Origin of the sequence: Acinetobacter sp. SA01 (genome assembly GCF_011319235.1) — a bacterium.
Taxonomy (GTDB): Bacteria; Pseudomonadota; Gammaproteobacteria; order Pseudomonadales; family Moraxellaceae; genus Acinetobacter.
Genome location: NZ_WXXM01000005.1, coordinates 1 through 26,174, shown reverse-complemented (window position 1 = coordinate 26,174; position 26,174 = coordinate 1). Strand labels below are relative to the sequence as shown.

General features: G+C 42.5%; 26 protein-coding genes. 13 read left to right on the top strand and 13 right to left on the bottom strand.

The features are described 5' to 3' along the window. Window positions 1-126 precede the first annotated feature (126 nt). From GTU69_RS06545 to truA, 4 genes are all read left to right on the top strand, one after another. Window positions 127-1,575, top strand: coding sequence for a hypothetical protein (locus tag GTU69_RS06545; protein ID WP_166169149.1), 1,449 nt, complete (start codon window positions 127-129; stop codon window positions 1,573-1,575). A 71-nt stretch (window positions 1,576-1,646) separates the two neighbouring features. Continuing rightward, a complete protein-coding gene (locus tag GTU69_RS06540) occupies window positions 1,647-3,137 on the top strand; it encodes a hypothetical protein (RefSeq protein ID WP_166169147.1) in 1,491 nt (496 codons plus the stop codon). A gap of 45 nt (window positions 3,138-3,182) precedes the next feature. Further along, window positions 3,183-4,151: an asparaginase gene (locus GTU69_RS06535; protein WP_166169145.1), complete on the top strand. Its 969-nt coding sequence runs from the start codon at window positions 3,183-3,185 to the stop codon at window positions 4,149-4,151. A 12-nt stretch (window positions 4,152-4,163) separates the two neighbouring features. Then, the gene (gene truA, locus GTU69_RS06530; protein ID WP_166169143.1) at window positions 4,164-4,961 is read left to right on the top strand and encodes a tRNA pseudouridine(38-40) synthase TruA; all 798 of its coding nucleotides are present in this window, start codon (window positions 4,164-4,166) and stop codon (window positions 4,959-4,961) included. A 123-nt stretch (window positions 4,962-5,084) separates the two neighbouring features. On the opposite strand, the gene GTU69_RS06525 is transcribed toward truA, so the two are convergent. Beyond that, a complete protein-coding gene (locus tag GTU69_RS06525; RefSeq protein WP_086195313.1) occupies window positions 5,085-6,092 on the bottom strand; it encodes an AraC family transcriptional regulator in 1,008 nt (335 codons plus the stop codon). A gap of 231 nt (window positions 6,093-6,323) precedes the next feature. Here GTU69_RS06525 and infA point away from each other — a divergent pair, with 231 nt between their 5' ends. The 3 genes from infA (at window position 6,324) to GTU69_RS06510 (ending at window position 7,620) form a co-directional block, all read left to right on the top strand. Beyond that, window positions 6,324-6,545, top strand: coding sequence for a translation initiation factor IF-1 (gene infA, locus GTU69_RS06520; RefSeq protein ID WP_001284370.1), 222 nt, complete (start codon window positions 6,324-6,326; stop codon window positions 6,543-6,545). Between the two features lie 140 nt (window positions 6,546-6,685). Next, a complete protein-coding gene (locus tag GTU69_RS06515) occupies window positions 6,686-7,066 on the top strand; it encodes a hypothetical protein (RefSeq protein ID WP_166169141.1) in 381 nt (126 codons plus the stop codon). Between the two features lie 152 nt (window positions 7,067-7,218). Beyond that, window positions 7,219-7,620, top strand: coding sequence for a hypothetical protein (locus GTU69_RS06510; RefSeq protein WP_166169139.1), 402 nt, complete (start codon window positions 7,219-7,221; stop codon window positions 7,618-7,620). Between the two features lie 61 nt (window positions 7,621-7,681). Here GTU69_RS06510 and leuB read toward each other — a convergent pair whose 3' ends face one another. The 5 genes from leuB to GTU69_RS06485 all read right to left on the bottom strand — a co-directional run bounded on the left by leuB (window position 7,682) and on the right by GTU69_RS06485 (window position 12,021). After that, a complete protein-coding gene (leuB, locus tag GTU69_RS06505; protein WP_166169137.1) occupies window positions 7,682-8,761 on the bottom strand; it encodes a 3-isopropylmalate dehydrogenase in 1,080 nt (359 codons plus the stop codon). Between the two features lie 44 nt (window positions 8,762-8,805). Then, window positions 8,806-9,369 carry a hypothetical protein gene (locus GTU69_RS06500; RefSeq protein WP_166169135.1) on the bottom strand — a complete coding sequence of 188 codons (564 nt, stop codon included), beginning with the start codon at window positions 9,367-9,369 and terminating at the stop codon, window positions 8,806-8,808. A 105-nt stretch (window positions 9,370-9,474) separates the two neighbouring features. Beyond that, window positions 9,475-10,125 (bottom strand): 3-isopropylmalate dehydratase small subunit, encoded by a 651-nt coding sequence (gene leuD, locus GTU69_RS06495; protein WP_166169133.1) that lies wholly within the window; start codon window positions 10,123-10,125, stop codon window positions 9,475-9,477. 23 nt (window positions 10,126-10,148) lie between these two features. Then, window positions 10,149-11,582 carry a 3-isopropylmalate dehydratase large subunit gene (leuC, locus tag GTU69_RS06490; RefSeq protein ID WP_086195307.1) on the bottom strand — a complete coding sequence of 478 codons (1,434 nt, stop codon included), beginning with the start codon at window positions 11,580-11,582 and terminating at the stop codon, window positions 10,149-10,151. 247 nt (window positions 11,583-11,829) lie between these two features. Beyond that, a complete protein-coding gene (locus GTU69_RS06485) occupies window positions 11,830-12,021 on the bottom strand; it encodes a hypothetical protein (RefSeq protein ID WP_166169131.1) in 192 nt (63 codons plus the stop codon). Between the two features lie 200 nt (window positions 12,022-12,221). On the opposite strand from GTU69_RS06485, the gene GTU69_RS06480 reads away from it, so the two are divergent. The 3 genes from GTU69_RS06480 (at window position 12,222) to ovoA (ending at window position 15,908) form a co-directional block, all read left to right on the top strand. Next, window positions 12,222-12,467: a DUF2061 domain-containing protein gene (locus GTU69_RS06480; protein ID WP_086195305.1), complete on the top strand. Its 246-nt coding sequence runs from the start codon at window positions 12,222-12,224 to the stop codon at window positions 12,465-12,467. A 204-nt stretch (window positions 12,468-12,671) separates the two neighbouring features. After that, window positions 12,672-13,544, top strand: coding sequence for a LysR family transcriptional regulator (locus GTU69_RS06475; protein WP_166169129.1), 873 nt, complete (start codon window positions 12,672-12,674; stop codon window positions 13,542-13,544). Window positions 13,545-13,691: 147 nt separating this feature from the next. Further along, entirely contained in the window at window positions 13,692-15,908 is a 2,217-nt protein-coding gene (ovoA, locus tag GTU69_RS06470) for a 5-histidylcysteine sulfoxide synthase (RefSeq protein WP_166169127.1), read from the top strand. Window positions 15,909-16,271: 363 nt separating this feature from the next. Here the strand turns inward: ovoA and GTU69_RS06465 are convergent, their stop codons facing one another. Continuing rightward, on the bottom strand, window positions 16,272-16,517 hold the full coding sequence (locus GTU69_RS06465) for a DUF2789 domain-containing protein (protein WP_086195302.1): 246 nt from the start codon (window positions 16,515-16,517) through the stop codon (window positions 16,272-16,274). Between the two features lie 271 nt (window positions 16,518-16,788). After that, window positions 16,789-17,439, bottom strand: coding sequence for an HAD family hydrolase (locus GTU69_RS06460; RefSeq protein ID WP_086195301.1), 651 nt, complete (start codon window positions 17,437-17,439; stop codon window positions 16,789-16,791). Window positions 17,440-17,621: 182 nt separating this feature from the next. Between GTU69_RS06460 and GTU69_RS06455 the strand changes: the two genes are divergently transcribed. Further along, entirely contained in the window at window positions 17,622-18,098 is a 477-nt protein-coding gene (locus tag GTU69_RS06455) for an RNA pyrophosphohydrolase (protein WP_086195300.1), read from the top strand. Window positions 18,099-18,186: 88 nt separating this feature from the next. Further along, window positions 18,187-20,484, top strand: coding sequence for a phosphoenolpyruvate--protein phosphotransferase (gene ptsP, locus GTU69_RS06450; protein ID WP_166169125.1), 2,298 nt, complete (start codon window positions 18,187-18,189; stop codon window positions 20,482-20,484). 6 nt (window positions 20,485-20,490) lie between these two features. Here the strand turns inward: ptsP and GTU69_RS06445 are convergent, their stop codons facing one another. From GTU69_RS06445 to GTU69_RS06435, 3 genes are all read right to left on the bottom strand, one after another. After that, window positions 20,491-20,682, bottom strand: a complete 192-nt coding sequence (locus GTU69_RS06445) for a hypothetical protein (RefSeq protein ID WP_166169123.1) — start codon at window positions 20,680-20,682, stop codon at window positions 20,491-20,493. Window positions 20,683-20,843: 161 nt separating this feature from the next. Then, entirely contained in the window at window positions 20,844-21,224 is a 381-nt protein-coding gene (locus tag GTU69_RS06440) for a YkvA family protein (RefSeq protein WP_166169121.1), read from the bottom strand. Window positions 21,225-21,597: 373 nt separating this feature from the next. Next, a complete protein-coding gene (locus tag GTU69_RS06435) occupies window positions 21,598-23,259 on the bottom strand; it encodes an acyl-CoA dehydrogenase family protein (RefSeq protein WP_166169119.1) in 1,662 nt (553 codons plus the stop codon). 94 nt (window positions 23,260-23,353) lie between these two features. Between GTU69_RS06435 and GTU69_RS06430 the strand changes: the two genes are divergently transcribed. After that, the gene (locus tag GTU69_RS06430; protein ID WP_166169117.1) at window positions 23,354-23,989 is read left to right on the top strand and encodes a TetR/AcrR family transcriptional regulator; all 636 of its coding nucleotides are present in this window, start codon (window positions 23,354-23,356) and stop codon (window positions 23,987-23,989) included. A 247-nt stretch (window positions 23,990-24,236) separates the two neighbouring features. Here GTU69_RS06430 and GTU69_RS06425 read toward each other — a convergent pair whose 3' ends face one another. Together GTU69_RS06425 and GTU69_RS06420 are read right to left on the bottom strand one after the other, a co-directional pair. Then, window positions 24,237-24,983 carry a hypothetical protein gene (locus GTU69_RS06425; RefSeq protein WP_166169115.1) on the bottom strand — a complete coding sequence of 249 codons (747 nt, stop codon included), beginning with the start codon at window positions 24,981-24,983 and terminating at the stop codon, window positions 24,237-24,239. A 9-nt stretch (window positions 24,984-24,992) separates the two neighbouring features. After that, on the bottom strand, window positions 24,993-25,928 hold the full coding sequence (locus GTU69_RS06420; RefSeq protein WP_166169113.1) for a DUF4747 family protein: 936 nt from the start codon (window positions 25,926-25,928) through the stop codon (window positions 24,993-24,995). Window positions 25,929-26,174: the final 246 nt, after the last annotated feature.

Here is a 26,174-nt window from a genome sequence, read left to right as displayed (position 1 = left end):
AAGAAAAGCCGATCACAATTGATCGGCTTTTTTATGTATCCTTTATGTTAAATGTTTTACAATTCTGCAACACCTCGTTAATGTATAACTTTCGCAATACGATAAGAAACCGAGCTAAAGATTAAGATGACCGTATATAACAAATTAAAGATAGCCATTTTAGCCATTATTGCTTCGCAGAATATTCATGCGATTACTATTGATCCTATTCAAGTTCAATCTGCAGCAGGTGAATTATTGTATGCGGAAATGAATTTTCGCAATGCTGATCCTCATGCACAAATCCAGGCCAGCCTGGCTGATGCAGAAGATATCGCAACTTTAGGCGCTGTCTATCATGCTCCCGGACATCTCAATTTCTTTACCCGTCGCGATAGCTCGGGCAATGGTGTTATTACCATTACCTCATCACGCCCCTTAACGGATGCTGAATTGAACATTATTGTTAAAATTCAGGAAGGTAATGCGACACGTTTACAGCATATCAAGACCCCTCTGAAGCGTAGCCAGGTAAATACTCAGGCACGGGTCTCAGGCAATGAAAAACCTTTAATGCCTATCACCATAGTGAATGAAAAAGATATTGCCTTACAACTGCCTGAAAGTACGCAATTTCGGATTGAAAAACCACAAACGGCACTACCGCAATCATTTGAAGCACCATTAATGGTACATAAAGCGGCACCGCCGATTTTAAATAGTACCTCTGCTGCACCCGTCGTCATTGCAGCAATGGCTATACCATCTGCACAGCCACTTCAGACTCCACAAAATGCGCCACTCAAAACCAAGAGTTCTATTGCAGCACAACGTTTGACACAAAATGAAGCGAAAATTTCAGCTAACTCAAACAACTCGAATAACAATGTCTCCACAGACCCTTTAGTCAAACAATATGCAGCATCTGCACATCAACACGTGGCTAAAGCAAAAGTAACGGCAGAACCTGTAGCAGCCGCTGCGCCAAAAGCCAAATCAGAAACAGCGCCTACACCATCACCTCAGCCTGCGGCTACAGCACCAGCCAATCAGCATGTAGTGCAATCGAATGAGTCACTGTGGGCAATTGCCTCACGTGTGGCCACTGAGCAAAATCGTCCAATTGGCGAAGTCATGAAACAAATCAAGGCCAATAATGAACATGCCTTTATTCAAGGTGATGTGAACCGTTTACGCCGTGGCGCTGCTTTGAATTTAAATACTGTGACCAGCCCTAAAGAAGAGCAAAAAGCAAAAATTGCCCATTTAGCTCAAGCCCCTTCCAAACCGTCCAATCAGTCGGCTAAAGCCAAATATCGCTTGAATCAGGCAGAAATGAGCCTGGTTGCAGAGAAAGAACAAGATTCAGCCAGCGGTTCTGCCAAAAAGAACACAGAAAAAAGGCAAACTTCAAATGAATTATCATTAAAAGTTATGACATCGCGTGAAAAAACCGTTAAATTACAGAGAAACGTAACACAGTTAGAATTGGCATTGCGTAACAAGGATCACAGAATTCAATTATTAAATACTCGTCTTGCCCAATTGCAGCAACAATTGAAAGCACAACAAGTACAGAAAAAGCCAACGCACTAAGGGTGTTATACAATTTGATTTTTTAGGATGGGTTTCATGGATAAAAACTCAATCCTGCAAGGGGTAACAACATGCTGCTTTATGTGATTCCGTTTATATTGTTATTAGTGATCGCAGTTGTATTAAAAAAGCGCGAGGCAAGTAAACAAACAGAACAAACACCAAAGACGAAAAGTAAAAAAGTCACTTCAACCAAAAAGTCACCGCAAAAAACTCAAATTGTGGAAAGCTCGGTTGTTGCAAAGAAAAAAACCACCCCTTTAGCTGCCGATGTCTGCAGTAAAATTGAAGCCCTGATTCGCGAAAAGAACTTTTTCTCAGCCGAAGCACAGATTAATCAGGCTTTAAATAAAGACAATTCACAACATGAGTTGTATTTGTTGTTGCTGGACATTCATATCTTGCAGAAAGATGAATTTGCCATCAGCCAGCTGATTAATCACCTGCGCTCATTAGAACTGGATGATTTTTTAGAACAGGCACTTGCTAAAAAAGCAGCCTATGATCAAGAAAGTGTCACCCCTGCCCCAAATCATGAAATTGTAAACGCTAAAGATACGATTGAGTTTAAGCCATCATCAACTGTTGCTAAAGCGGCTGAACCAGCGGTTGCAGAAACAAAAAATACGGCTGCTTTTGATGCTTTAATGAGTGATGCTGCACCCGCTGCAACAAAAAATGATCTTGCCTTTGATCAGTTACAGCAGGAATCTCGTTCAGCTCAGCCGGAAATCTTTAAGGAAATCAAACCTCTTGATTTCAATTCTGCATCGTTAAATACAGCACCAAAAGCAGAAATAGCAGCTACTCCGGTGGAAGAAATCAAACCCCTTGATTTCAATTCTGTATCTTTAAATACAGCACCAAAAGCAGAAATAACAGCTACTCCGGTGGAAGAAATCAAACCCCTTGATTTCAGCAATCTATCTCTGGATTCAGTGGCAGAAGCAGCAACTGCACCAGCTGAAGAAATCAAGCCTTTAGATTTTAATAACTTTAAGCTTGATCCTGCACCTGTGGCAGAAACCAAGCCGGAAGCTGCCCCAGTTCAAGAAATTCAGCCTCTGGATTTCTCATTTAGTTTAGACACTGCAACAACCGGGCAAGCAGAAACAGAGAAAGCGGCTAGCATTGAACCTACTGTAGAAGAAAAACCTGAATTTAATTTTGATTTTTCCGTTGCAGAAACTCCAGTAGCTGAAACAAAAGTTGCAACTGAAGAAATTACGCCAAGCCTGGAACTGGACTTTAATTTAGAGTCAGCAAGCACGGTTGAAGAGCCAGCTGTAGAAGTAGCGCCAGCAAAAGCCGCAGGCCTAAACTTTGATATTAGCAATATCAGCTCATCTGCAGCCAAAGCAGATAAAAATGATCCATTGGTTCAATCCTTCCCCGAACTGATTGAAGTCAATGAAATTAACCTGAATCTAGAACTGGCACAGCAATATATCCAGCTTGGTGCGTTCGAATCGGCACGTGAATTACTGGCAGAGCAAGAAGCTGGCTATACACCTGAACAACGCCAACAGGCAGATCATTTACGCAATCAAATAGCATCTTAAGCAATTTCGATCTACTATAAAGCAGTCATCCTTGGCTGCTTTTTTATGATGAAAAAAATAGCGTTAATCTATATGGGCGGTACATTTGGCTGTATTGGTGATCCACTTAGCCCTATGCCAGCTGAGCAATTTATTCCGAAACTGCAACATGTTCTCCCTCTCGATCAGCAGATCGAATGTTTTGTTGCACCAGTCATTCAGGACAGCAGTGCCTGCACAGCCACAGACTGGCTGAAACTGGTTCAATCTATTCAACAGCTACAGCTACAGCAGTTTGAGCATTTTGTGATTATTCATGGTACCGACACCCTCAGTTATGCCAGTGCGGTGCTGTCACGCTTTCTGGGTCAATCCGCGCATGTGGTCATGACCGGTAGCCAGTACCCCCTGCTAAATACTGCGGGAGACAATACCCGTGAATTTACTGATGCCATTGATAATTTAAACTTTGCTCTGGACTGTGTAGTTAAATATCCGGTGGGAGTTTATTTAGCCTTTCATCATCATTTAGTACATGCACAGACGGCATTAAAAATCCATACCACAGAACTGGATGCCTTTAGCGGTAAAAACGCAGCGGAACCCATTTCCCACAGCTCCATCTATATAGTTCATGACAATGATCTCCACAAGGCAGCAACTTTTAACTGTTTAAGCCTGATGATGCAGCCACTGGATTTGATGCAGCAAGTTGCCAATCTGCAAACGATTTGCCAAATACCGCCAAACTGCCTGATTCTGCAAGGTTTTGGTACAGGAAACCTGGCTGTGAATGACCAATTCATGGCTTGCATTCAAAAACTGCAACAAGCAGGCTGTGCCGTAATTCTCACCACTCAGGTGCCTTTTGGTGGTATTGATCAGCGTTATGCCATCAGCCAATGGATCCAGCAGACCCATATTCTTCTGAATGACTGTTTGGGACATGCAGATCTTTATGCAAAAGCGCTGAAAATGTATTTACAATACGATGCTGTAGACCAATGGCAGGCACATTGGCATGATCACATGTAATTTGAGGTAAATATGCAACGTTTTGCAGTCGGTATTGAGTTTTGTGGCATTCGATATAGAGGTTGGCAAACTCAACAGCCTGGCGTACCAAGCGTGCAGGAAACCATTGAAAAAGTACTGAGCAAAATTGCTGATGAACCGATCATTTTACATGGCGCAGGCCGTACCGATGCCGGTGTCCATGCCACCAATATGGTTGCCCATTTCGATACCCATGCTATCCGCCCGATTCGTGGCTGGCTAATGGGCGCAAACAGTCAGCTTCCTAAAGACATCGCCTTCCAGTGGATCAAGGAGATGGACAGCGATTTCCATGCCCGCTTTAAAGCTCAGGCACGCCGCTATCGCTATGTCGTCTATAACAATCCGCAGCGCCCTGCACTTCTGCATAAACAGGTCACGCATGCCTACTATCCGCTGGATGTGGAGAAGATGATTGCTGCGGCGAAAAAGTTTGAAGGCACGCATAATTTTGAAAGTTTCCGTGCTGCAGCCTGCCAGTCCAATCAGCCGGTTCGGCATGTCAAACATTGTCGCCTCATTCAACATGGCTGTTATCTGGTGTTAGATATTCAGGCAGATGGCTTCTTGCACCATATGGTACGCAACATTATGGGCTGTTTACTGGAAATCGGTCAGGGCATGTATGAAGTTGACTATATTGACCAGATTTTTGCCGCTGAAGATCGAAAAGCAGCAGGAATCACTGCACCACCGGATGGCTTGTATTTTATCCACGCTGATTATCCGGAACAGTTTGAGCTTCCTAAAATGCCATTAGGCCCGCATTGGCTGAATATGCCAGAGTGATTTCTTTTAAAAATTTTGACCTCCCCTCACCCCTCCTAGAAGGAGGGGAACCCCCCCCTACAAAAATACGGTAATGAAAAATCCCTCCTTTCAGGAGGGACTTAGGGAGGTGCTTTTATCAAACTAACGCTGCTTCCGCTTTCGATATTCCACCGGTGTTTCATTGGTCCAGCGCTTAAAGGCACGATAAAAAGTGCTAGGTTCAGAAAATCCGGTCAGATACACAATCCGTTCCACGCTTTCTGCCGTATTAGCCAATAATTTCTTTGCCAAACGGCAACGATAGTCGGACAAAATTTGCTGAAAACTGGTATTGGCTTCACTCAGCTGGGTACGTAAACGGCGCGGCGTGATATTTAGATGTGTGGCTACGGTTTCCAAAGTGGTTTCGCCACTTTCTAAAGTCGAACCAATTGCACGGCGTACTTCACCGACCAGATCATAACGCGCCAGTTCCTGCAGCTTTTCAATCGCCAATTGCTCATGTAACTGTAACAGTTCTGGCTCTGCTTGCCATAACTGGTAATCTAAAATTGCAGGATCGAAATATAAACGGGTTTCTTTTTGCCCTAAGCTGACTGGACATTCATAGACCCGGAAATATTCATCATCAGGTGCACCCTGACTGAAATTAAAATCGATATAAATCGGCTGAAAACGACCTTCGGTAATAAACTTGAAAAAACGCAATACGCCGGATAGTGCACATTCGGAAAAATGCCGATTAACGATATTTTCGCCCCAAGGTTGCTCACCATTGGTCAAATAGCAACGGTCATCTTCAATCACCAGTTTGGCATGGAAAGCATCACTAATCAGGCGCTGATAAGCCAGTGCACGTTTGAGGCCTTCACCAAAGTTTTCACTGGAAATAAACAGGTGCTCAATCACCTGCCCCCGGTATAAAGGCAGGTGTTCGCCCAAATGCAAACCAATGTCGGGATCTTTACTGACCTCTTCCGCAGCCACCCAAAACGCATATTGAGCACTAAGCGGGGTACGGTCATTGGTTTCGACCTGATTTAAGGCCACACCAGCTTTCATTAAAATTTCTTCAGTTGGCAAACCTGCACGACGGATGGCTTGATAACCCAATCGTAAAACAACTGATGCATCAGTTAGCTGACCCACGCAAAGACCTTCCTTGTATGTTCTTCATTTATACTTAAAAAGATTGATTTTAGATTAACTGCGATTGACCAAACTGACAACATGACAATAGGCTTTTTTACAGAAAATCTGTATACGGAGGGTTCGCTTATTTAACTGACAGATGAACGAGCAAAGCCGCATTGCGCCTTGTTTTATGCAAAAAAATTGACTATAATTTGCGCCTTTCCAATTTATTCATTCAGGTAGGCTATGGCCAATAAAGAGGAACTCATCGAGTTCGAAGGCGTTGTCACCGAGACGCTTCCTAATACTATGTTCCGTGTACGTTTAGAAAACGGTCACGAAGTGATTGCCCACATCTCTGGTAAAATGCGTAAACACTATATTCGTATTTTAACCGGCGACAGTGTGAAAGTAGAAATGACACCTTACGATTTGACCAAGGGTCGTATTACTTACCGTGCACGCTAAGTTTTAGCGAAAGCATGAAAGCCACCTTTGAGTGGCTTTTTTATTACCTTCAGTTTTTATTATTCAATAAAACAATTTGACACAGTTTGATCATTTCACGACTATAATTTAATTAAAATTAAACAGATACGCTAAAAAAGATGAAAATAAAATATTTAACCCTATTTTCCTGCCTGATGCTCGCAGCATGTGAAACAGGTGGTTCTCATCGTCTTAACCAGTCTCTACAACAATATGTTGGTCAAACTGCAGCGCAAGTTCGTAGCCAGCTTGACCTGAATAAAATGGGATTTAAAACCACTCAAGAGCCTACTCAGACAGCAGAATTGCTCAGCTATACCATTGTTCGTGATATGAATATTCCAATAGGTACACCCAATATTAGTCACAGTATTTCGATGGGTGCACCGATGCCTACCCCTTCAAATGGTGGCTACAATATCAAGATGGAATGTCAGGTAGGATTTAACCTGAAAGACGAAATAGTTCAATCCATTCGCTATACTGGTAGAGCTTGCTAATTGCCAAGAGCATAGGTTAAGGGTCTATATCAGATTGAATAAGGGCTTAGCATCATGGCTACACCTCTCTGTACCGTGTATCAAATCACAACAGTATTCCTACCTGCAATTTGCTTAACTTAAACTGATTTTATTTGGTGTGAGGACAACTCATGAAATTCACACTGATTTTAGGATACTTTACGGTTTTTAGTTTACTCACTGCATGCACGACAACATCCACGACAACCACTATGCAGCGTGATGCCTATTTACAGCAATTCATCGGGCAGACCAGTCAAAGCATTCAAGCTAAGCTGGATTTGAACAGCATAGGTTACCAGCAGGTGTTAGCGCCTGTCGCGAATGATCAGACGCTCACTTATACCGTCATTCGTCCCGTCACCATTCCGGTACCAATGGCACAAAATCCTGCCGATATTAATGCTGGTCATATCCCTATACAAGTTACACCCCGAGCACAAAGCTATGATGTCAACTTGCAATGTAAAATTATCTATCGCCTAGAACACAACATTGCCACATCGGTTCATTACACTGGCCATACCTGTTAAAACCCTCTGAAAAGCCATAAAAAAACGCAGCTCATGGCTGCGTTTTTTCTGTCAGGCGAACTTAGTTCAATGCAGTAACCACTGCTTGACCCATTTCAACTGTACCTACCTGAGTATTGCCTTCTGACATGATATCGCCAGTACGTAAACCCTGATCCAGTACATTGCCTACTGCATCTTCAATGGCTTGCGCTGCGGCTTCTTCACGGAAGGTATAACGCAGCATCATTGCTACAGAAAGAATGGTCGCTAACGGATTGGCAATGTTTTGGCCTGCGATATCGGGTGCTGAACCATGACATGGCTCATACATGCCTTTACCGTTTTCATCCAGTGATGCAGATGGCAACATGCCAATAGAGCCAGTAAGCATCGCTGCTTCATCAGACAGGATATCACCGAACAGGTTACCGGTCACAATCACATCAAACTGCTTAGGCGCACGTACCAGCTGCATTGCGGCATTGTCGACATACATATGTGACAGGTTGATTTCTGGATATTGCTCTTCCTTCAACGCAGTCACGGTTTGCTTCCAAAGCTCGGTCACTTCAAGGACGTTGGCTTTGTCGACTGAACATACTTTACCACCACGAAGACCGGCAAGTTCAAATGCAACTTTGGCAATACGTTTAATTTCAGACTCTTTATAAACGTCAGTATTGAAGCCTTGTTTCTCACCATTTTCTAGTTCACGGATACCACGTGGCTGACCGAAGTAGATACCACCAGTGAGTTCACGAACAATCAGGATATCCAGACCAGAAACGATTTCAGGCTTTAAGCTTGAAGCACCGGCAAGTTGTGGGTAAAGAATTGCAGGACGCAAGTTTGCAAATAAATTCAATTCAGAACGGATTTTCAATAAACCACGTTCAGGACGGATTGAACGTTCAATCGTATCCCATTTTGGACCACCGACAGCACCGAGCAGGATTGCATCCGCACGTTTTGCCTGTTCTGCCGTAACGGCAGGGTACGGTTCGCCATGTGCATCAATCGCTGCACCACCCAATAAACCCTGTTCCCAAGTCAAACCCAGATTGAATTTTTCATTCACGCGTGCAAGCACCTGTTCAGCTGCTTTTACGATTTCAGGACCAATACCATCACCTGGTAAAATCAAAATATGTTTTGACATGAGTGTTTCCATTTATGAAGTCGATAGATTAAATCGACGGGATTTTAAATTTTCTTTTCCACAAACTCGCCCAGACCGGTCAAGGCATTATAGGGTCTGCAGAAACGTCGGATTGTCTTGTGTTCTTGCAGGAGATCTACACATAAGGGTTCAGGTGCAGATACATTCAGCAAGCTGCCCTGCTGCTTGTTGCGTTCACGGTACATTTTAAAAATGTAACGCTGCTTCGGCTTAAACTGGTGAAAAACATGAAGGGTTTCGGCACGATCCTTGGAAATCGGATAAAAGCGGATCACCAGTTCATGTTGCCCGGGAGGGATTGAAAGATATAACGCATTCGGCTGACTTAAGGAATTCGCCTGTAAACGTAAAATACCCGATTCAACCGCAGCACTATTCACACGGCGCTGTGCTGCATCAATAATTTGAATTTTGTTTAAACGTTCAAATTCACAGTTTGCAGTACCCGCACAGTAAATTAAGGCATTTGTTTTGCTACTTTCAGTTTCTTTTACATGTTTAATTCGTACTGTATCAATACTTTGGCATGCACTTAAGGATGCGGCCATAAGACCCAGTACAGCAAGCTGACCGTAAACTTTTGTCATTGTTCGAGCCCAACCCTCACCAAATAAAGCCAACTAAATATTTTTATGGATCCGATATTAGCAAGAGTTAGGCTGCGATACTACTAGCGCTGAAAATTCAAGCAACTAACCGTGAATTTCCTGAAATACCCACGGACGTGACTGTTTGGTCTTTTCTTCATAAACACGAATATCATCTGCAGCTTGTAAAGTTAAGCCAATATCATCCAGACCATTTAACAGGCAGTGTTTACGGAACGGATCGACTTCAAATTTAAAGCTCTCACCCGATGGTGTACGTACTTCCTGCGCTTCCAGATCGATGGTTAACTGGTAGCCTTCAGTTGCCGCACATTCTTTAAACAACTGATCGACGATCTCTTCAGACAAAATCACCGGCAACATGCCATTTTTAAAGCTGTTGTTGAAGAAAATGTCGGCATAGCTTGGTGCAATCACAGTACGGAAACCGTATTCATTCAACGCCCATGGCGCATGCTCACGGCTAGAACCACAACCGAAGTTGGCACGAGAAATCAACACTGTCGCGCCTTGATAACGCGGCTGGTTCAAAACGAAATCAGGATTCTTTGGACGTTTTGAATTGTCCTGACCGGGATAGCCTTCATCCAGATAACGCAATTCATCAAATAAATTGTCACCAAAACCGGTACGTTTGATCGATTTCAAAAACTGCTTTGGAATAATTAAATCGGTATCGACATTGGCACGGTCTAATGGTGCAACGATACCTTGTTCAATGGTATATTTTTTCATGTCATTTGCTCCTTTAGCCGAAATTAAAACGTACGTACGTCAACGAAATGACCGGCAATCGCTGCAGCAGCTGCCATCGCAGGACTCACCAAGTGCGTACGACCGCCATTGCCCTGACGACCTTCGAAGTTACGGTTAGAAGTTGAGGCACAGTGCTCGCCCGGTTGCAATTTGTCTGCATTCATCGCCAAACACATTGAACAGCCCGGTTCACGCCATTCAAAACCAGCTTCCAAGAATACTTTATCCAAGCCTTCAGCTTCAGCCTGCTGTTTCACCAAACCAGAACCTGGAACCACCATCGCCTGTTTGATTGAAGCAGCTACTTTACGGCCTTTAATCACTTCAGCAGCAGCACGAATATCTTCAATACGCGAGTTGGTGCAAGAACCGATAAATACGCGGTCTAACTGGATGTCTGCCAATGCCTGACCGGCATTTAAACCCATATATTGATAAGCACGGGTCCAGTCATTACGTTGCACGTCATCTTTGGCCTGTTCCAACGTTGGAACCGCTTGGGACACCGGAATCACCATTTCAGGCGAAGTCCCCCAAGAGACTTGTGGTTCAATTTCTTCACCCTGTAACACCACCACAGTATCGAAATGCGCGCCTTCATCAGAATGCAAGGTATTCCAGTAGGCTACAGCAGCATCCCACTGCTCACCTTTCGGTGCGTAGTTACGGCCTTTTACATATTCAATGGTTTTGTCATCGACAGCGACCATACCGACACGGGCACCAGCTTCAATCGCCATGTTACATACGGTCATACGACCTTCGATCGACATGTCACGGAACACTTGACCGCCAAATTCAATCGCGTGACCGGTACCGCCTGCAGTGCCGATTTTACCGATAATCGCCAAGACCACATCTTTCGGTGTAACACCCTGACCCAATTTACCGTCAACACGCACCAACATGTTCTTCATTTTCTTTTGAACCAGGCACTGGGTCGCCAATACATGTTCAACTTCTGAAGTCCCAATACCGTGCGCCAAACAGCCAAATGCACCATGAGTTGCCGTATGCGAGTCACCACACACCACAGTCATGCCGGGCAAAGTCAAACCTTGCTCAGGCCCAACCACGTGCGCGATCCCTTGGCGAATATCGTTAATATCAAATTCAACAATATTGAAAGTTTTACAGTTGTCATCCAGCGTTTGCACCTGAATACGCGAAGTATCATCTTCAATACCGGCAATACCCTGCTCACGCTCGGTTTTTGAAGTTGGCACATTATGGTCTGGCGTAGCTACATTGGCACTTAAACGCCAAGGTTGACGACCTGCAAGCTGCAAACCTTCAAAAGCTTGTGGTGAAGTTACTTCATGTAATAAATGACGGTCGATATAAAGTAAGGCTGAGCCATCATCGCGTTGTTTTACTAAATGGTCATCCCACAATTTATCATATAAAGTTTTTGCTTTTGGGGTATTGCCTGCCATGTCGACGCGCTCCATAGAACTGGGTAATGCTTTCATTAACTTCGATTATAACCACGTATTCACATAAATCTAATTTATCATTTTTATTAGTTTAAAAACTTTTTGGAATTAATTTTAACCCTATTAAAACCCTGAATTTTGGCAAAATTTTATCTCTTGGTTTTTAAACCACACGACTATCTTCTTATGCTCAGACTCAACAAATCAGGCATATTTAGCGCCGTGCAGGGAATGATACAGACTGGATTTAGCCTGACGGGTTTTCTTTCGCTGCGATAAGCTGTTCAATTGCCCGGATGAGTTCTGCTTTCGCTGCACCACATTCGGCGGCAGCCTGATTTTCATCATTTTCATCATCGGCAATTTCATAGACCTGACTGCGTTTTTCCACAGCTTCCTCAAAAATATCAAGGAGGTATTTGATGTGTTTAATATCCATATGTTCACCCTGCCAGAAAAGTATCTCTAGACATATATCTCCAGGCGATACCATTCCCCTGTTGTTGTATTGATGGTTCAGTTTAACCAGTTAAATAATTCACAAAACCGATTAAAAATATAAAAATGTTCGTTTTTACAAATTAAATAAGACTGATTATCATTTAGCTATATCCCGAGACAAAGATTGAGGAACAAACCATGGCTCATATTCAAAAATTTGTTAATAACAACCAGCGTATGTTCAAGAAAACCTTTAGCTATTACATTATGCACATCACCATTGCCATGTTGGTCGGTTATTTCGTCACAGGAAGTATCTGGATGGCAGTAACCTTGAGTTTACTTGAGCCGACTATTCAGGCAATCGCATTCTTCTTCCATGAAAAAATCTGGGAAGCCAAGCCAGCTCAAAGACAGAATAGCAATAATAATATAGTCATCTAAAGGCTGCATAGGCCCAAACTAGAGATCATGGTTTGCCCGCTTCCGCTTTATAATCACTCCATTCATATGGGGTGATTTTTTTATTTTTACCTTTTAAGTTCACATCTGTATACATTTTTTCAGGTCTTTTTTAAGATGAAACACCCCCTTTGTTATAAAAATATTTTATAATTATTTAACTTTAATATAACCAGATATCTCCCTATGAATCTTGCTGCCTTTGAAGCATTCATTAAAGTCATGGAAACCGGTTCTATTTCTATGGCCGCCGATTTATTGTTTATTACCCAGCCTGCTGTGACCAAAAGGATTCATAGCCTGGAAGAATACTTTGGCGTGAAACTGTTTGAGTCTGCCGGTCGTGGCGTTCAGGCGACGCATGCTGCCCATTCCTTATTACCAAAAGTGAAAAACTGGCTCAATGAACTGGGTGATATTCACCATACCCTCAGTCACGAACAGGAACAGGTGCAAGGCAAGCTGAAAATTGGCACCAGTCATCATATTGGCTTGCATCACCTGCCGCAGCATCTGCGCAATTATGTGCAAAAATTTCCTGAAGTTACTTTAGATGTGCATTTTGTTGACTCGGAACAGGCGCATGAGCAGGTACTGGCGGGTGACCTGGAGCTGGCCTTTTTAACCCTCCCACCGAAAGGTGATGAACGCTTGAGTTATGTGACCATCTGGAATGATCCACTGGTCTTTGTGGTGGCACCTTTTCACCCATTGGCGCAAAAAAAGCATTTGAGTCTGGAAGATTTGATTCAATATCCGAGCCTGTTGCCAGCATCGCAAACCTATACCACGCAAATCACCTTGGCAGAATTCGAAAAGCAAGGCGTTAAACCGAAAATCACCATGAGCAACAATCCGCTTGAATCCATCCGCATGCTGGTTTCAATTGGTTTGGGATGGTCGGTGTTACCGAAAACCCTGCTGAATCAGGATCTGCAAATGCTGGATATTAATGTGCAAATGCAACGTCAACTGGGCATGGTCTGGCATCCGGGGCGTACCCAGTCACGTGCCGTACAGGAACTGGTGGCCATGATGAAAAACTCCCATCTCAACTAAAACCAGCTCTAGTGCTGCATCTGCCTGGATGCAGCATTTTGTTACCTTAATCCTCAGCACAGCGGCACAGCTTTCGAGTACTTTTAAATAAAACACATAAAACAAGATGTTTTAAATGTGCAAAAGAATTCGAAGGAGTATGGGGCTATGCTGAGGGATTCATCACCAACAATATCTACAACAAATTCACCCGAAACAACCCAATCTAAAACCAACCCAGTCAAAGCCGATATCGATGCTCCACATATATGGCAAAGCGCTAAAATTTCTTTGCTGCCTACGCCGGATTTAAACTTTGCTGATGAAGCCACGGCACGGCGTAGCTTGCATGATTATTTCCTCAATACTTTTGATAGCTATGAACTTCTCTTTGACTGTCTAAGAAATGATGCAGCCTATTACCTTAAGCCCATTTCTTTACGTCATCCGCTGATTTTTTATTTTGGTCATACGGCAACCTTTTTTATCAATAAACTGCTGCTCAGCAAACTGATTAGTACACGTTTGAACCCACAGCTGGAAAGCATTTTTGCTGTCGGGGTCGATGAAATGAGCTGGGACGACCTGAATGACCAGCATTATGACTGGCCGAGTGTAGAAAAAGTACGGGCTTATCGTGCTCAGGTACGAGCACTGGTACTGAATCTGATTGAGCATGCCCCTCTGACGTTACCCTTGAACTGGAATCATCCATGGTGGTCGATCCTCATGGGTATTGAACATGAACGGATTCATCTTGAAACCTCATCAGTCCTGATTCGCCAGCAGCGGCTGGACTATGTCTACAATCTTCCACAATGGCGTGCCAAGGTTATGACTGGAGTTGCTCCAGAAAATGTCCTGCTTGCTGTGCCTGCAGGACAAATAAGTCTGCACAAGACTTTCGAGAGTAGCTTTTATGGCTGGGACAATGAATATGGCCGGCATCAGGCGGATATTCCCACTTTTCAGGCTTCACAATATCTGGTTTCCAATCAGGAATTCTTCAGTTTTGTGGAAGATGGCGGTTATACAACTGACCGCTACTGGACAGCAGAAGGACAGGCCTGGCTGAAATTCTCTCAAGCCACGCACCCCAGCTTTTGGCGAAAAACCCCTTCAGGCTGGTCACTGCGGCTGATGCTGGAAGAAATTTCCATGCCCTGGGACTGGCCGGTAGAAGTGAATTATCTTGAAGCCAAAGCTTTCTGCAACTGGAAAGCCGAAAAAACCGGTCAAAGTATTCGCTTGCCAACAGAAGATGAGTGGTATCGGCTGTATGATGTGGCCGGGTTGGATTCTGACCTGCCCAGTCCAGAACAGGCCAACATCGAACTGAAATATGGCAGCAGTCCCTGCCCGGTCAATCATTTTCAGCAGGGTGATTTTTTTGATATTCAGGGCAATGTCTGGCAATGGACTGAAACCCCAATTTACCCTTTTGACGGTTTTCAGGTGCATCCGATCTATGATGATTTCAGCACCCCAACCTTTGACGGGCAACACAATCTAATCAAAGGAGGTTCCTGGATTTCTGCCGGCAATGAGGCTTTGCACAGCTCTCGTTATGCTTTTCGCCGACATTTTTTCCAGCATGCCGGATTCCGCTATGTCGCTGCCTCCCAAAAACTTCAACAGTTTCAATCGCAGTATGAAACTGACCAGATGATCTCGCAATATCTGGAATTTCAGTACGGTGCAGAATATTTTAACGTGCCCAATTTCGCCCAAAGCCTGATTAACCTTGCACAACCTTATTTAAAGAATATTGTGACAGAGAAGGCACTGGATATCGGTTGTGCCACAGGTCGGGCCAGCTTTGAACTGGCAGCTTATTTTGATCAGGTCACAGGACTGGACTTTTCCGCGCGCTTTATTCAGCAGGCGGTACAGCTGGCACAAGGTGAAACGCTACGTTATACCCTGCCAATTGAAGGTGAACTAGTCGAATATAAAGCCTGTAACTTAAAAGAACTGGGGCTGGATGCCCATGCGGATCGGGTCGATTTTTTCCAGGCCGATGCCTGCAATTTAAAACCGCATTTTAGCGATTACAATTTTATTCTAGCTGCGAATTTGATTGACCGCTTACATCATCCCAAAGATTTCTTAGCCGAAATCCATCAGCGTTTAGCCATGGGCGGAATTTTAATGCTGGCCTCCCCCTATACCTGGCTAGAGGAACATACTGCACCTAGTGAATGGCTCGGGGGCTTTAAGAAAGATGGGGAAAACTTGAATACGCTACAGGGTATGACTGAACTTTTAAAAGCACATTTTGAAATGCTCGATGAACCTCAGGATGTGGCGTTTGTGATTCGTGAAACCGTACGTAAATATCAACATAGCCTGTCCCAAGTGACCTTATGGAAACGGGTGAAATAAAATCTTTGTCTCGAAAAAAATAATCTACTGATTCAATATTGATCAGTTAAGATATTTTACTATAAATGCCTTAGCTTTAAGTTATTCACAGCGGAGTCTTATCTTTTTAAATTAAATACCTGGAGCTAATTTGTTCTTTTTTTAGCCAAAAGAACCAAAAGCATCTGTCATTCGCAAAACTCGCCAACTACCACCGAGTAGTACATCTATCACAAAAACAGTAACTTTTTAATCTTGCGGTACAATGCACCTCATGCCTCAAACAGTTGCGAATGACGTTTTCGCGTATCAAGAATTAAAAATCAAAAATGCCAGCCAATTTCTTAACTGACTGGCATTAAATCATTTGATTGACTTTGATCTTTATTGAATCACTGAATCTTCATGTAAGGATTCATTTAACTGGTCAACAATAATGGCCCATGAACCATCGGATTTAATTTTTTCTGCTAAAAACTGGCGCTGTGCTTCAGTCCAATATTCCGCTTCGGTAATTTTGGTCTGGGCATTGAGCTGATGCGTGGCAATAAACAGGGCTATCGCCTCTTCACTGGAATCTAACCCTAACTGCTCAAAAAGATTGGTCATTCTTGGACGTGTTTGGCTCATTCTTCTCTCCCGTTCTTCTTCAATTTCAAACTATAAATTTTATTTTTTACCCTTTTGCTTTCAGTCTACTATACGGTAAAGGCATAATCATAGTAAGGCTTATTTTATCGACCCTTAGTCGATATAAAACATTCCATCCGGTTTAGTAGATCGGTAGACACTATCTACAAACATGCAAGGATTTCGGTGCAATCCTTTTTTATTTTTAACTTTTAAAGCAGAGAGAATAACCATATTCCATACAGCTCTCCCCTCCATCAAAACAAATTGCCTAAATTGACCAGTCCTGAATTTCCCAGTTTTGCGCTTTGGCCAAAGCCTCCAAACGCTCATCCGGATTGACCACAATGGCATGATCGGCATATTCCAGCAAGAAACGGTCATTGAATGAATCCGAATAGGCCCATGACTCATCAATATCCCGCCCTTGCAGCCATTGTTCCAGACGGATCAATTTACCCTTTTGATAACATGCAGTATTGATGACTTTACCGGTATATTTGCCATCCACCACTTCTGCATTGGTGGCAATAATTTCAGTAATACCAAACTCGTGAAAAATCGGTGCCGTAATAAAATCGGAGGTTGCGGTAATCCCGACCAGCTCGTGTCCTGCATCACGGTGTTTTTGAATGGCAGCAAAACCTTCTGGGCGCATTTGTGGACGAATGACCTTTTTCATGAATAATTCATGTAATTCAGTCAAATAATCATTATCATGCTGGGTTAAAAATTCAAAGACGAATTCGTTATAGGCAATCGGGTCAAGTTGCCCTGCTTTATAGTCTTCATAAAACTTGTCATTCATTTGACGGTGTCGGATTGGATCGACTAAACCCTCGTTTACTAAAAACTCACCCCATGAATAATCTGAATCGGTATTTAATAAGGTGTGGTCGAGGTCAAATAAAGCCAATTTCATGAAAATACTCGTAAAAACTGAAATTTAAGAAAAAAATTGTAAATCTATCTCCGCTAGTCGATAGAAATTCGTTAAGATCATAGCAATTTTTAACATTTAAGCTGTGCTTTTTTTCGAGATGGATATAGAAATAACAATCCCCGAACAAAAAGCCATACATTACAGAAGATTTAGGTAGCCAAATGATCGACTCAGAAGGTTTCCGACCGAATGTCGGGATCATTTTGGCAAACGACATTGGACAAGTTTTATGGGCAAAACGCATTGGACACAATGCTTGGCAATTTCCGCAAGGAGGAATCCAGTTTGGAGAATCCCCCGAACAGGCACTTTATCGTGAGCTGAGAGAAGAAGTTGGCTTATTGCCCGAACATGTTCAAATTGTAGCGCAAACAAAAGGTTGGCTGCGTTATCGTTTGCCGCAAAGATATATACGCCCGGATTCAGACCCGGTGTGTATTGGTCAAAAACAGAAGTGGTTTTTACTCAGGCTGACAGCGCCAGCAAAGCATATTCAGCTGGACCTGTCAGACCCACCAGAGTTTGACCAGTGGCAATGGGTAAGTTACTGGTACCCATTAGGTCAGGTCGTGAATTTTAAACGCGATGTATACCGAAGGGCGATGGTGGAACTGTGTCAGCAGTTACCCTCGCTCTAGCTCGAAAAAATCGTATGAAAATGCAGATTTTTTAGTAGCATGTTGTTATAAATAAAAACAGTTTTAAACTTATTTTGGAGCAGATTTTATGTCGAATATGCAACTGGACACCTTAAGACGCATTGTGCAAGAAATCAATGCGTCCACCAGTTTGCATGAGTCACTCGACATCATGGTCAATCAGGTTGCTGAAGCCATGCACGTGGATGTCTGCTCCATTTATCTACTCGATGAGCGTAACCAGCGTTATCTGCTCATGGCATCTAAAGGGTTAAATCCTGAAGCTGTGGGGCATGTTTCCTTACATACCAGCGAAGGTCTGGTGGGACTGGTGGGACAACGCGAAGAAATCGTCAATCTGGATAATGCACCGAAGCACGAACGCTTTATGTACCTGCCTGAAACCGGAGAGGAAATTTATAATTCCTTCCTGGGTGTTCCGGTGATGTACCGCCGTAAGGTTATGGGCGTATTGGTAGTGCAAAATAAGGAACCGCAAGATTTTAGCGAAGCAGCGGAATCGTTCCTGGTCACCCTGTGTGCCCAGCTGTCCGGTGTGATTGCTCATGCCCATGCCGTCGGCAATATCGATGTGTTCCGCAAGCCAAGCAATCTGCCTGCTTATAAAACCTTTCAGGGCGTTTCCGGTTCAGGCGGGATTGCTTTAGGGCGTGCGGTAATTCTCTACCCGCCTGCAGATCTGGCGGCTGTACCTGATCGTGAAGCAGATGACATCAGTGAAGAACTGAAACTTCTGGATGCCGCATTAAATGCAGTGCGTCAGGAAATTCAGGCACTGGATGAAAAAATGCAGGATGCCTTAATGGCTGAAGAACGGGCTTTATTTAGCGTGTTCTTGCGCATGCTGGATGAAAACTCCTTGCCTGCTGAAATTAAGGCTGAAATCCGCGATGGTAACTGGGCACAGGGTGCGGTCCGTATTGTCATTGATAATCACATTGCCCTGTTCGCACAAATGGAAGATGACTATTTACGCGAACGTGTGTCCGACCTGAAAGATCTCGGTCGCCGCATTCTGGCCTTTTTACAGGAAGCCGATGCCAGCCATCGTGAACTGACCGATGAAAGCATTCTGATCGGGGAAGACATTTCAACCGCGGCACTGGTTGAATTACCGGTGGATAAAATTGCCGCAATTGTCACCACCGAAGGTGCCATGAACTCACATATGGTGATTGTGGCACGTGCACTGGGCATTCCAACCGTGGTCGGTGTGACTGAACTGCCAATCAATACCCTGGATGATGTCGAGATGATTGTCGATGCCCATCAGGGACGGGTGTTTATCAATCCGCCGCGCCGTTTACGTACACGCTATAAAGAAATCCAGAAAGAAGAAGAACAGCTGGCGAAAGACTTAAAACAATACGAAACCAAAGACGCTATTACGCCTGATGGTGTTGCAGTCAAACTGTATGTGAATACCGGTTTAATGATTGATGTCGTTCGCGGCGTACAGCGTGGTGCCAAAGGCGTAGGTTTATACCGCTCTGAAATTCCGTTCATGCTACGTGATCGCTTCCCTGGTGAAGAAGAGCAGCGTGCCATTTACCGCCAGCAACTCAGCCACTTTGCCAATAAACCTGTGGTGATGCGTACCCTCGACATTGGTGCAGATAAAGATTTACCGTATTTCTCGATTGAAGAGGAAAACTCGGCGCTGGGCTGGCGCGGCATCCGTTTTACCTTGGATCATCCTGAAATTTTCTCTTCCCAGATTCGTGCCATGCTGAAAGCCAGTATTGGTCTGAATAACCTGCACATTTTGCTGCCCATGATCACCAGTGTCAGTGAAGTGGAAGAAGCCCTCTATCTGCTGGACCGTGACTGGACCGCAGTGCAGGAAGAAGAACAGGTTAAAATTACCAAGCCCAAAATTGGCATTATGGTTGAAGTACCGAGCGTACTGTTACAGATTGAAGAATTTTCTGAGCTGGTGGATTTCTTCTCGGTCGGTTCAAATGACTTGACCCAGTATTTACTTGCTGTAGACCGTAATAATCCTCGGGTTGCCAATGTCTACTCCCACTTCCACCCTGCCGTCTTACGCGCTTTAAGCCGTTTGGTTCAGGAATGTCATAAATATGACAAACCGGTGAGCATTTGTGGAGAAATGGCTGGCGACCCATTGGCGGCTGTGCTGCTAATGGCGATGGGCTTTAATACCCTGTCGATGAGTTCAAGCAATATTTTGCGGGTGCGTAAGGCCATTTGTCATGTGCCGATGAGCGATGCACAGGAACAACTGGAACGTGTATTAAAAATGAGTAATCCACTGATGGTGAAAAGCTGGATGGAATATTACTTCAAGACCCATGGTCTGGGCGATATGGTGAAATCTGCTACCCGTATTGTGGGTGCTTAATTCTATTTAGATGTAAGAAAATACGGTGAAATAAAAAGGGAGATAATCATCTGAGTATCTCCCTTTTTTGTGCTTGTCATAGCCACGTTTTGCATTTTTCTTTCGGTCTACAAAGACCTGGCTTTTGTTGACCTCATGCATGTGTTTTGCCACAAAGTTGTGAATCACTACTTCTGGCAGTGCTTTTTTCTTTGCCATTTTACTCACCTGTTTTCATTTACCATCCGGATGGGATAGCAAGCCGATATTACGCTTTTTTGTACAGAATTCAAGCTATTTATTAAATTAGATAAAATTATTAAAAAACCATTTATTTCATACACTTAATATTAATTTTAAGTACTTAACCCAACTCAGTATTAGAATTTCGGCATATTAAAAAAATGCATGGTCAAATAGCCCAGAAAGAGCAGCCAGATTAAAATAATCACACCTGCCGCCCAACGGTTTACCGGCCGTTCTGCCAATAGCGAGGCACGAATCCTGCAATCCTCTATAATTTCTTGTGGCGTCAGCTTAATCACCAATAACAGCCCCAAGGGCACAATAATAAGATCATCCAGATAGCACAGCACTGGAATAAAATCGGGAATCAGATCAATCGGCGATAGCGCATAGGCCGCAATCATCAGTGCCAGTATTTTGATCCAGACAGGTGTGCGCTGGTCTTTAGCCACCAGCCAAACCACCAGAACATCTTTTTTAATGGTCTTGGCCCATTGTTTAATTTTTTGATACATACAGATACTGAAAATCAAAAATTTATAAATGACATGTTAAATAAGTTTTCTTAAATGAATATAAATTTTCCAGTTTTAACATTTTTTATGTAAGTGGCAGTAAGACAACTTTCCTTACTCATCACAATAAAAAATAAATTTATTAAAGAATTTTCCTCATTTAAAAAATTCACAATATATTTTGAGTACGCAAAGGAGAGATTCTTAACATTTAATTCTCCCTCCCTCTAGCTCCCTCCCATAGGGAGGGAGAATTTCGATTGTGAATTCCCTCTCATTCCAGAAGATGAATAGCACGGCTACAAGGGAGAGGTGCTTTTAACACTGAATAATTAAAAAGTGGAGTACAAGCGAAGGCTAGAAAGAGGGCAATTTACACAGCCAACGCCCGCTCCAGCACCCGCTCTACATCCACCTGCTTCGCTGCAATCATACCCACCACACGACCATGAAATTCGCTATAACGCGTTTCGATAAAAGCAGCGGACACGTAATCCGGCGCATAACGTTTTAATAAAACTGCTTGCGCCAAAATCACTAGACGGCTGACCAGACTGCGCCCCATAAACTGCAACTCTTCGGGTGATTGCTGCAACAGTTTAAACAGGCTTTGTAATTCATTTTTCAAGGTTTCATCTTGCATCGCTATGGATGCCAGATCTTTAAACAGAACCTCGATAGATTCAGGTTCACGACCAATAGCGCGCAGCACATCCAGACACATGACATTGCCAGAACCTTCCCAAATGGTATTCACCGGGGCTTCTTTAAAAATACGCGCCATGATGCCGTTATCGACATAACCATTGCCGCCAAACACTTCCATCATCTCGCCAGTCAATTCGACTGCACGCTTGCAGATCCAGAACTTGGAGGCGGGCGTCATGATTCTTTTCCATGCCAGAGACAAAGCATCGTCAGATTCATAGCAATGTGCCAAATGGAAACTGAGTTGCATCGCCGCTTCGGTTTCCAGGGCTAAATCTGCGAGTACTGCTTGCATCAGGGGTTGTTCAGCTAAATGTTTACCAAAAGCTTTGCGCTGACGGGTATAGGCAATACATTGCACCAAGGCCTGACGCAGCATCGCTGTACTGCCCACAGAGCAGGTCAGACGGGTGTAATTCGCCATTTCAATAATGGTCGGAATGCCGCGTCCCACCTCTCCCATCATAATACCCCAGGCATCCTGAAACTCGACTTCCGAACTGGAGTTGCTTCGATTGCCGACTTTCTCTTTGAGGCGCTGCACATGAATATTGTTTTTCGTGCCATCCTCTAACCAACGCGGCACAAAGAAACAGGCCAAGCCATCCTGCTCGGTTTTAGCCACCACCAAATGCGCATCACACATCGGGGCTGAGAAAAACCATTTATGACCAGTCAGCAAATAGGCCTTTCCACGACCTGACTCGGTGACAGGAACAGCCAGGGTTTCATTGGCACGCACATCGGAACCGCCCTGCTTTTCGGTCATGCCCATACCGAGCCAGATTGATGCTTTCTGGGCAATCGGCAGATCACGCTCATCATATTCAGTGGATAGCAATTTATCGCCGATTTTGGCCCACAGTTCAGGTTCACGCTGAATCAGGGGAATACTGCCAAGTGTCATCGAGGTTGGACACAGACTGCCACACTCGACCTGTCCGCTTAAGTAAAAACGTGCTGCCCAGTCCACCCATTTGGAAGATGATTCTGCATGATTAAATGGATGAGCATGGCTGTCAAACCTGCGGTTTAAAGCCATCCATTTGTGCCAGGCAGGATGAAACTCGATATCATCTTTACGGCGACCACGGGCATCAAAGGCATGTAGAATAGGCGTGTGTTGATTGGCTAAATCGGCATATTGATAATATTCAGCTGATCCCACCACTTTGCCCATATCACACAAGGTTGCTTGATCATGGCTGCCATAACGCTTCAATATTTCATGTAAAACTGTATCTGATGAAAATAAATTGTAATCTTGCAGTTCATCAAACTGGTTGCTGATTTGATGGGTCATCCATGTCTGATTCGATGTATTCATCGTCTATATTTCCTGCTTGTTGTTCTGGGCTTTTCATTCCAGTATAGAGAAAAAATAGCCACGGGATGTTCGGCTTTGTTGGATCAAACTTTTTATGAAAAATCCACAGATTCAAGTACGGCGTAAGCCGCGCCAGTCCAGAGCCAAGCTGACGCAGGAAGCCTTGCAGGATAGTTTTGTTCGGCTTTTGCATGAACGCGCTGCACATGACATTACCATTCGTGAAATTACCGATTTGGCCGGTGTCGGCCTCGGCACCTTCTATGAATATTTTTCTAAAAAGGAAGATTTGATTGCACTGACTATTCATAGACACGTAAAAAACAATGCCGAGGACTTAAAAACTTATGCACACAGCCTGATCCAGTTATCCACAAATTTGGCTCTGGATGAGTACTTAAAGCAAGTGATTCACTTTCAGCTTGAGCAGATTCAGGCACAGCAGTTTTTATGGGCGCAGACCTTTTTACTGGAACGGCAAGTGTCGAATATTGAAAGTTATCGTAAAAGTTATGAGATGATGGTGCAGATGTGGCAAAGCATTTTGTTACCTTTTATTGAAGATACTGAACAGCTCAAGCAGATGAGTTTAAATGTGCAACGGGTGTGTTATGGTTTTGTGTCGCAGACTTTGTTGATAGAGCCTGAGTTTGGGGATTGGGATGAGTTGGAGGGAGATATTATTCAAACTTTGGTCAACTTAACTTTTAATAAAAATGACCTTTTTTGATTGGCAAAACATATTAAAGCCGCTCACAAAAAAGCCAACTTGTTTCAAAAAACGGTTTTTTGCTGATTTCCTAGTTATAGCGAAAATATTAAGCTATTGATTTTTATATAAATATTCAAGTGTACTTCGTATAAGCACCCTTATGTTAAATAGAAGGTAAATTGGTAGAAAATTCCAGTTTTTAAAATTACGAATAAGAGATTTTATGTTAAAGGCGGATTCGAGCGGCAAGTGCTCTTATGGGATTTTAACTTATCAAATTTTTGATACGATCAAGCAAACTACTTTTTTTCTCTCTATTTCTAAGATTCTCTAATTCTATATGAGCCTTGTCATTTTGAATCCTAAGTAATTCTAACTCTTGATCTAGTTTTTCTATTATTTTGGCATTTGTTATATTTTCTAGCACTTCTTTTTCTTTTTCTTTATGTTGATGATTTTTAACGTTCACATACTCTTGACGATAGATAGCATCTAATCCAGATGAAATACCTACAAAACCGAGAATAGCTGCAAACATACAAAATATAGAATAAAAGAATAGGAAGAATATAAAACCATTTAATACTACAGTAGCGTACTCAAAACCTTGCACAGCATTATTTAGACAAGCTAAATCTGAAAAATAAAAATATCTTTTAAAATCAATTGTTTTCGCCGATATGGATAATATCAAACAGATGATCTGTACCAATATAAAATGGATAAAAGAAGTGTTTATCTCCATGTACTTAGAATAAGCATTCCCTTCTTTAACTTTGGATAAAATTCTATTTAACTTTTGATTTCCAAATGCCAACCATATTGAATAACTTGCTAAATTAAAACCTAGTAAATTGGGTAAGATGCTTATAGGCGTATCAATCCATTTATCTACAGACCAAAAGGTATGAGAAAGATATGTTATACCTAGAGATAGCCATGTAAAAGGAGAAGCTAAAATTGCTTTCCATCCACCATAACTAGCCCAATATTTTTTTAATAAAGCGAACATACTTCGACCTTATTGGTTGAGTAATCGAATTTTGGGTTTAAATTTCGTGAGAATTGCTTTCCATTTTGAGTTCTTATCTATATCTATAGGTAGTTTAATAGGCTCTTGAATTGGTAGATCCTTTGTACTAATAGGTTGAAATTTTGTTAAATTTTCATTTAAAACTTGTGCATTGACCTCCCCATTTTCTGCTGCAATTTCGCCTATAGCTTTGGTTTTAGAGTTCAAGTTTAGAAATTTTCCTGGTTGGGCATTCATTCCAAATCTATATTCATCTGAACAGCTTTCTTCCATATCGTCTAAGACATCTTTTTCAATTGAAGTTCCGAAAAGATCACTATTAGGTCTTCGTATTATATATTCAATTGACTTAAGGCGAGGATTGTTAAGAAGAGCTTTTATTCCTTCAGAATGAGTAAGTGCGGTAATTTCTCCAGATTTAAACTTATCTTTAAAATCAGCATTGTCAAAAATTGATCTAAAATATTTTTCTAATGTATTAGAAGTTGTTCCAGTATCATCATTATCAATTTGCACAATTAAAATGTGTGGTTTCGTTAAGAATATAAAATCGAAGGTTGTACCATCTAATTTTAAATGAGTTGGTACTTTGATTAATGAACTTATATCTTCATCTTCAACATCTTTTTTCTGAGTGTTGTACCATTTAGCATCAAATATTTCTGTATAACGAATAAAGCTTCCAATAAAAGCATTTTCATTATCTTTAAAGGGTTGGTAAATCTGCTCGTTAATGCCAATTACATTGTATTTATAGCCAGTTTTTCTGAACAAATTAGATGATTGTAAAAAATTAAAAAAGTTTTGATACGTATTAGGTTTATCATGCGGGTGAAGTCTAATGTTAAATGCAACAAAGGTATAAGTCTTTTGTTTAATTGGTGCAGCCTTATTTTTTTCCCCTTTACTTTTCGTGTTACCCATTTTCTCCCCCAAAAATAATTAAATAATATTTCAAATTCTATATGAAGATTAGAAAGTAGGTGCTAAAACTTAAATTAAATAATTCTTTATTCTAAATATTTTCTAAAATTAACATAATACACCTTATACTAAATGCAATTGTAAGCCCAAAGTAGAAATGTCCGGTTTCTCCAAAGTAAAAATGTCCGCTTTTAGAATACGCACTTTTGCGATTATCGAAGCGGACGGTTTGATATGTTGGTGTCT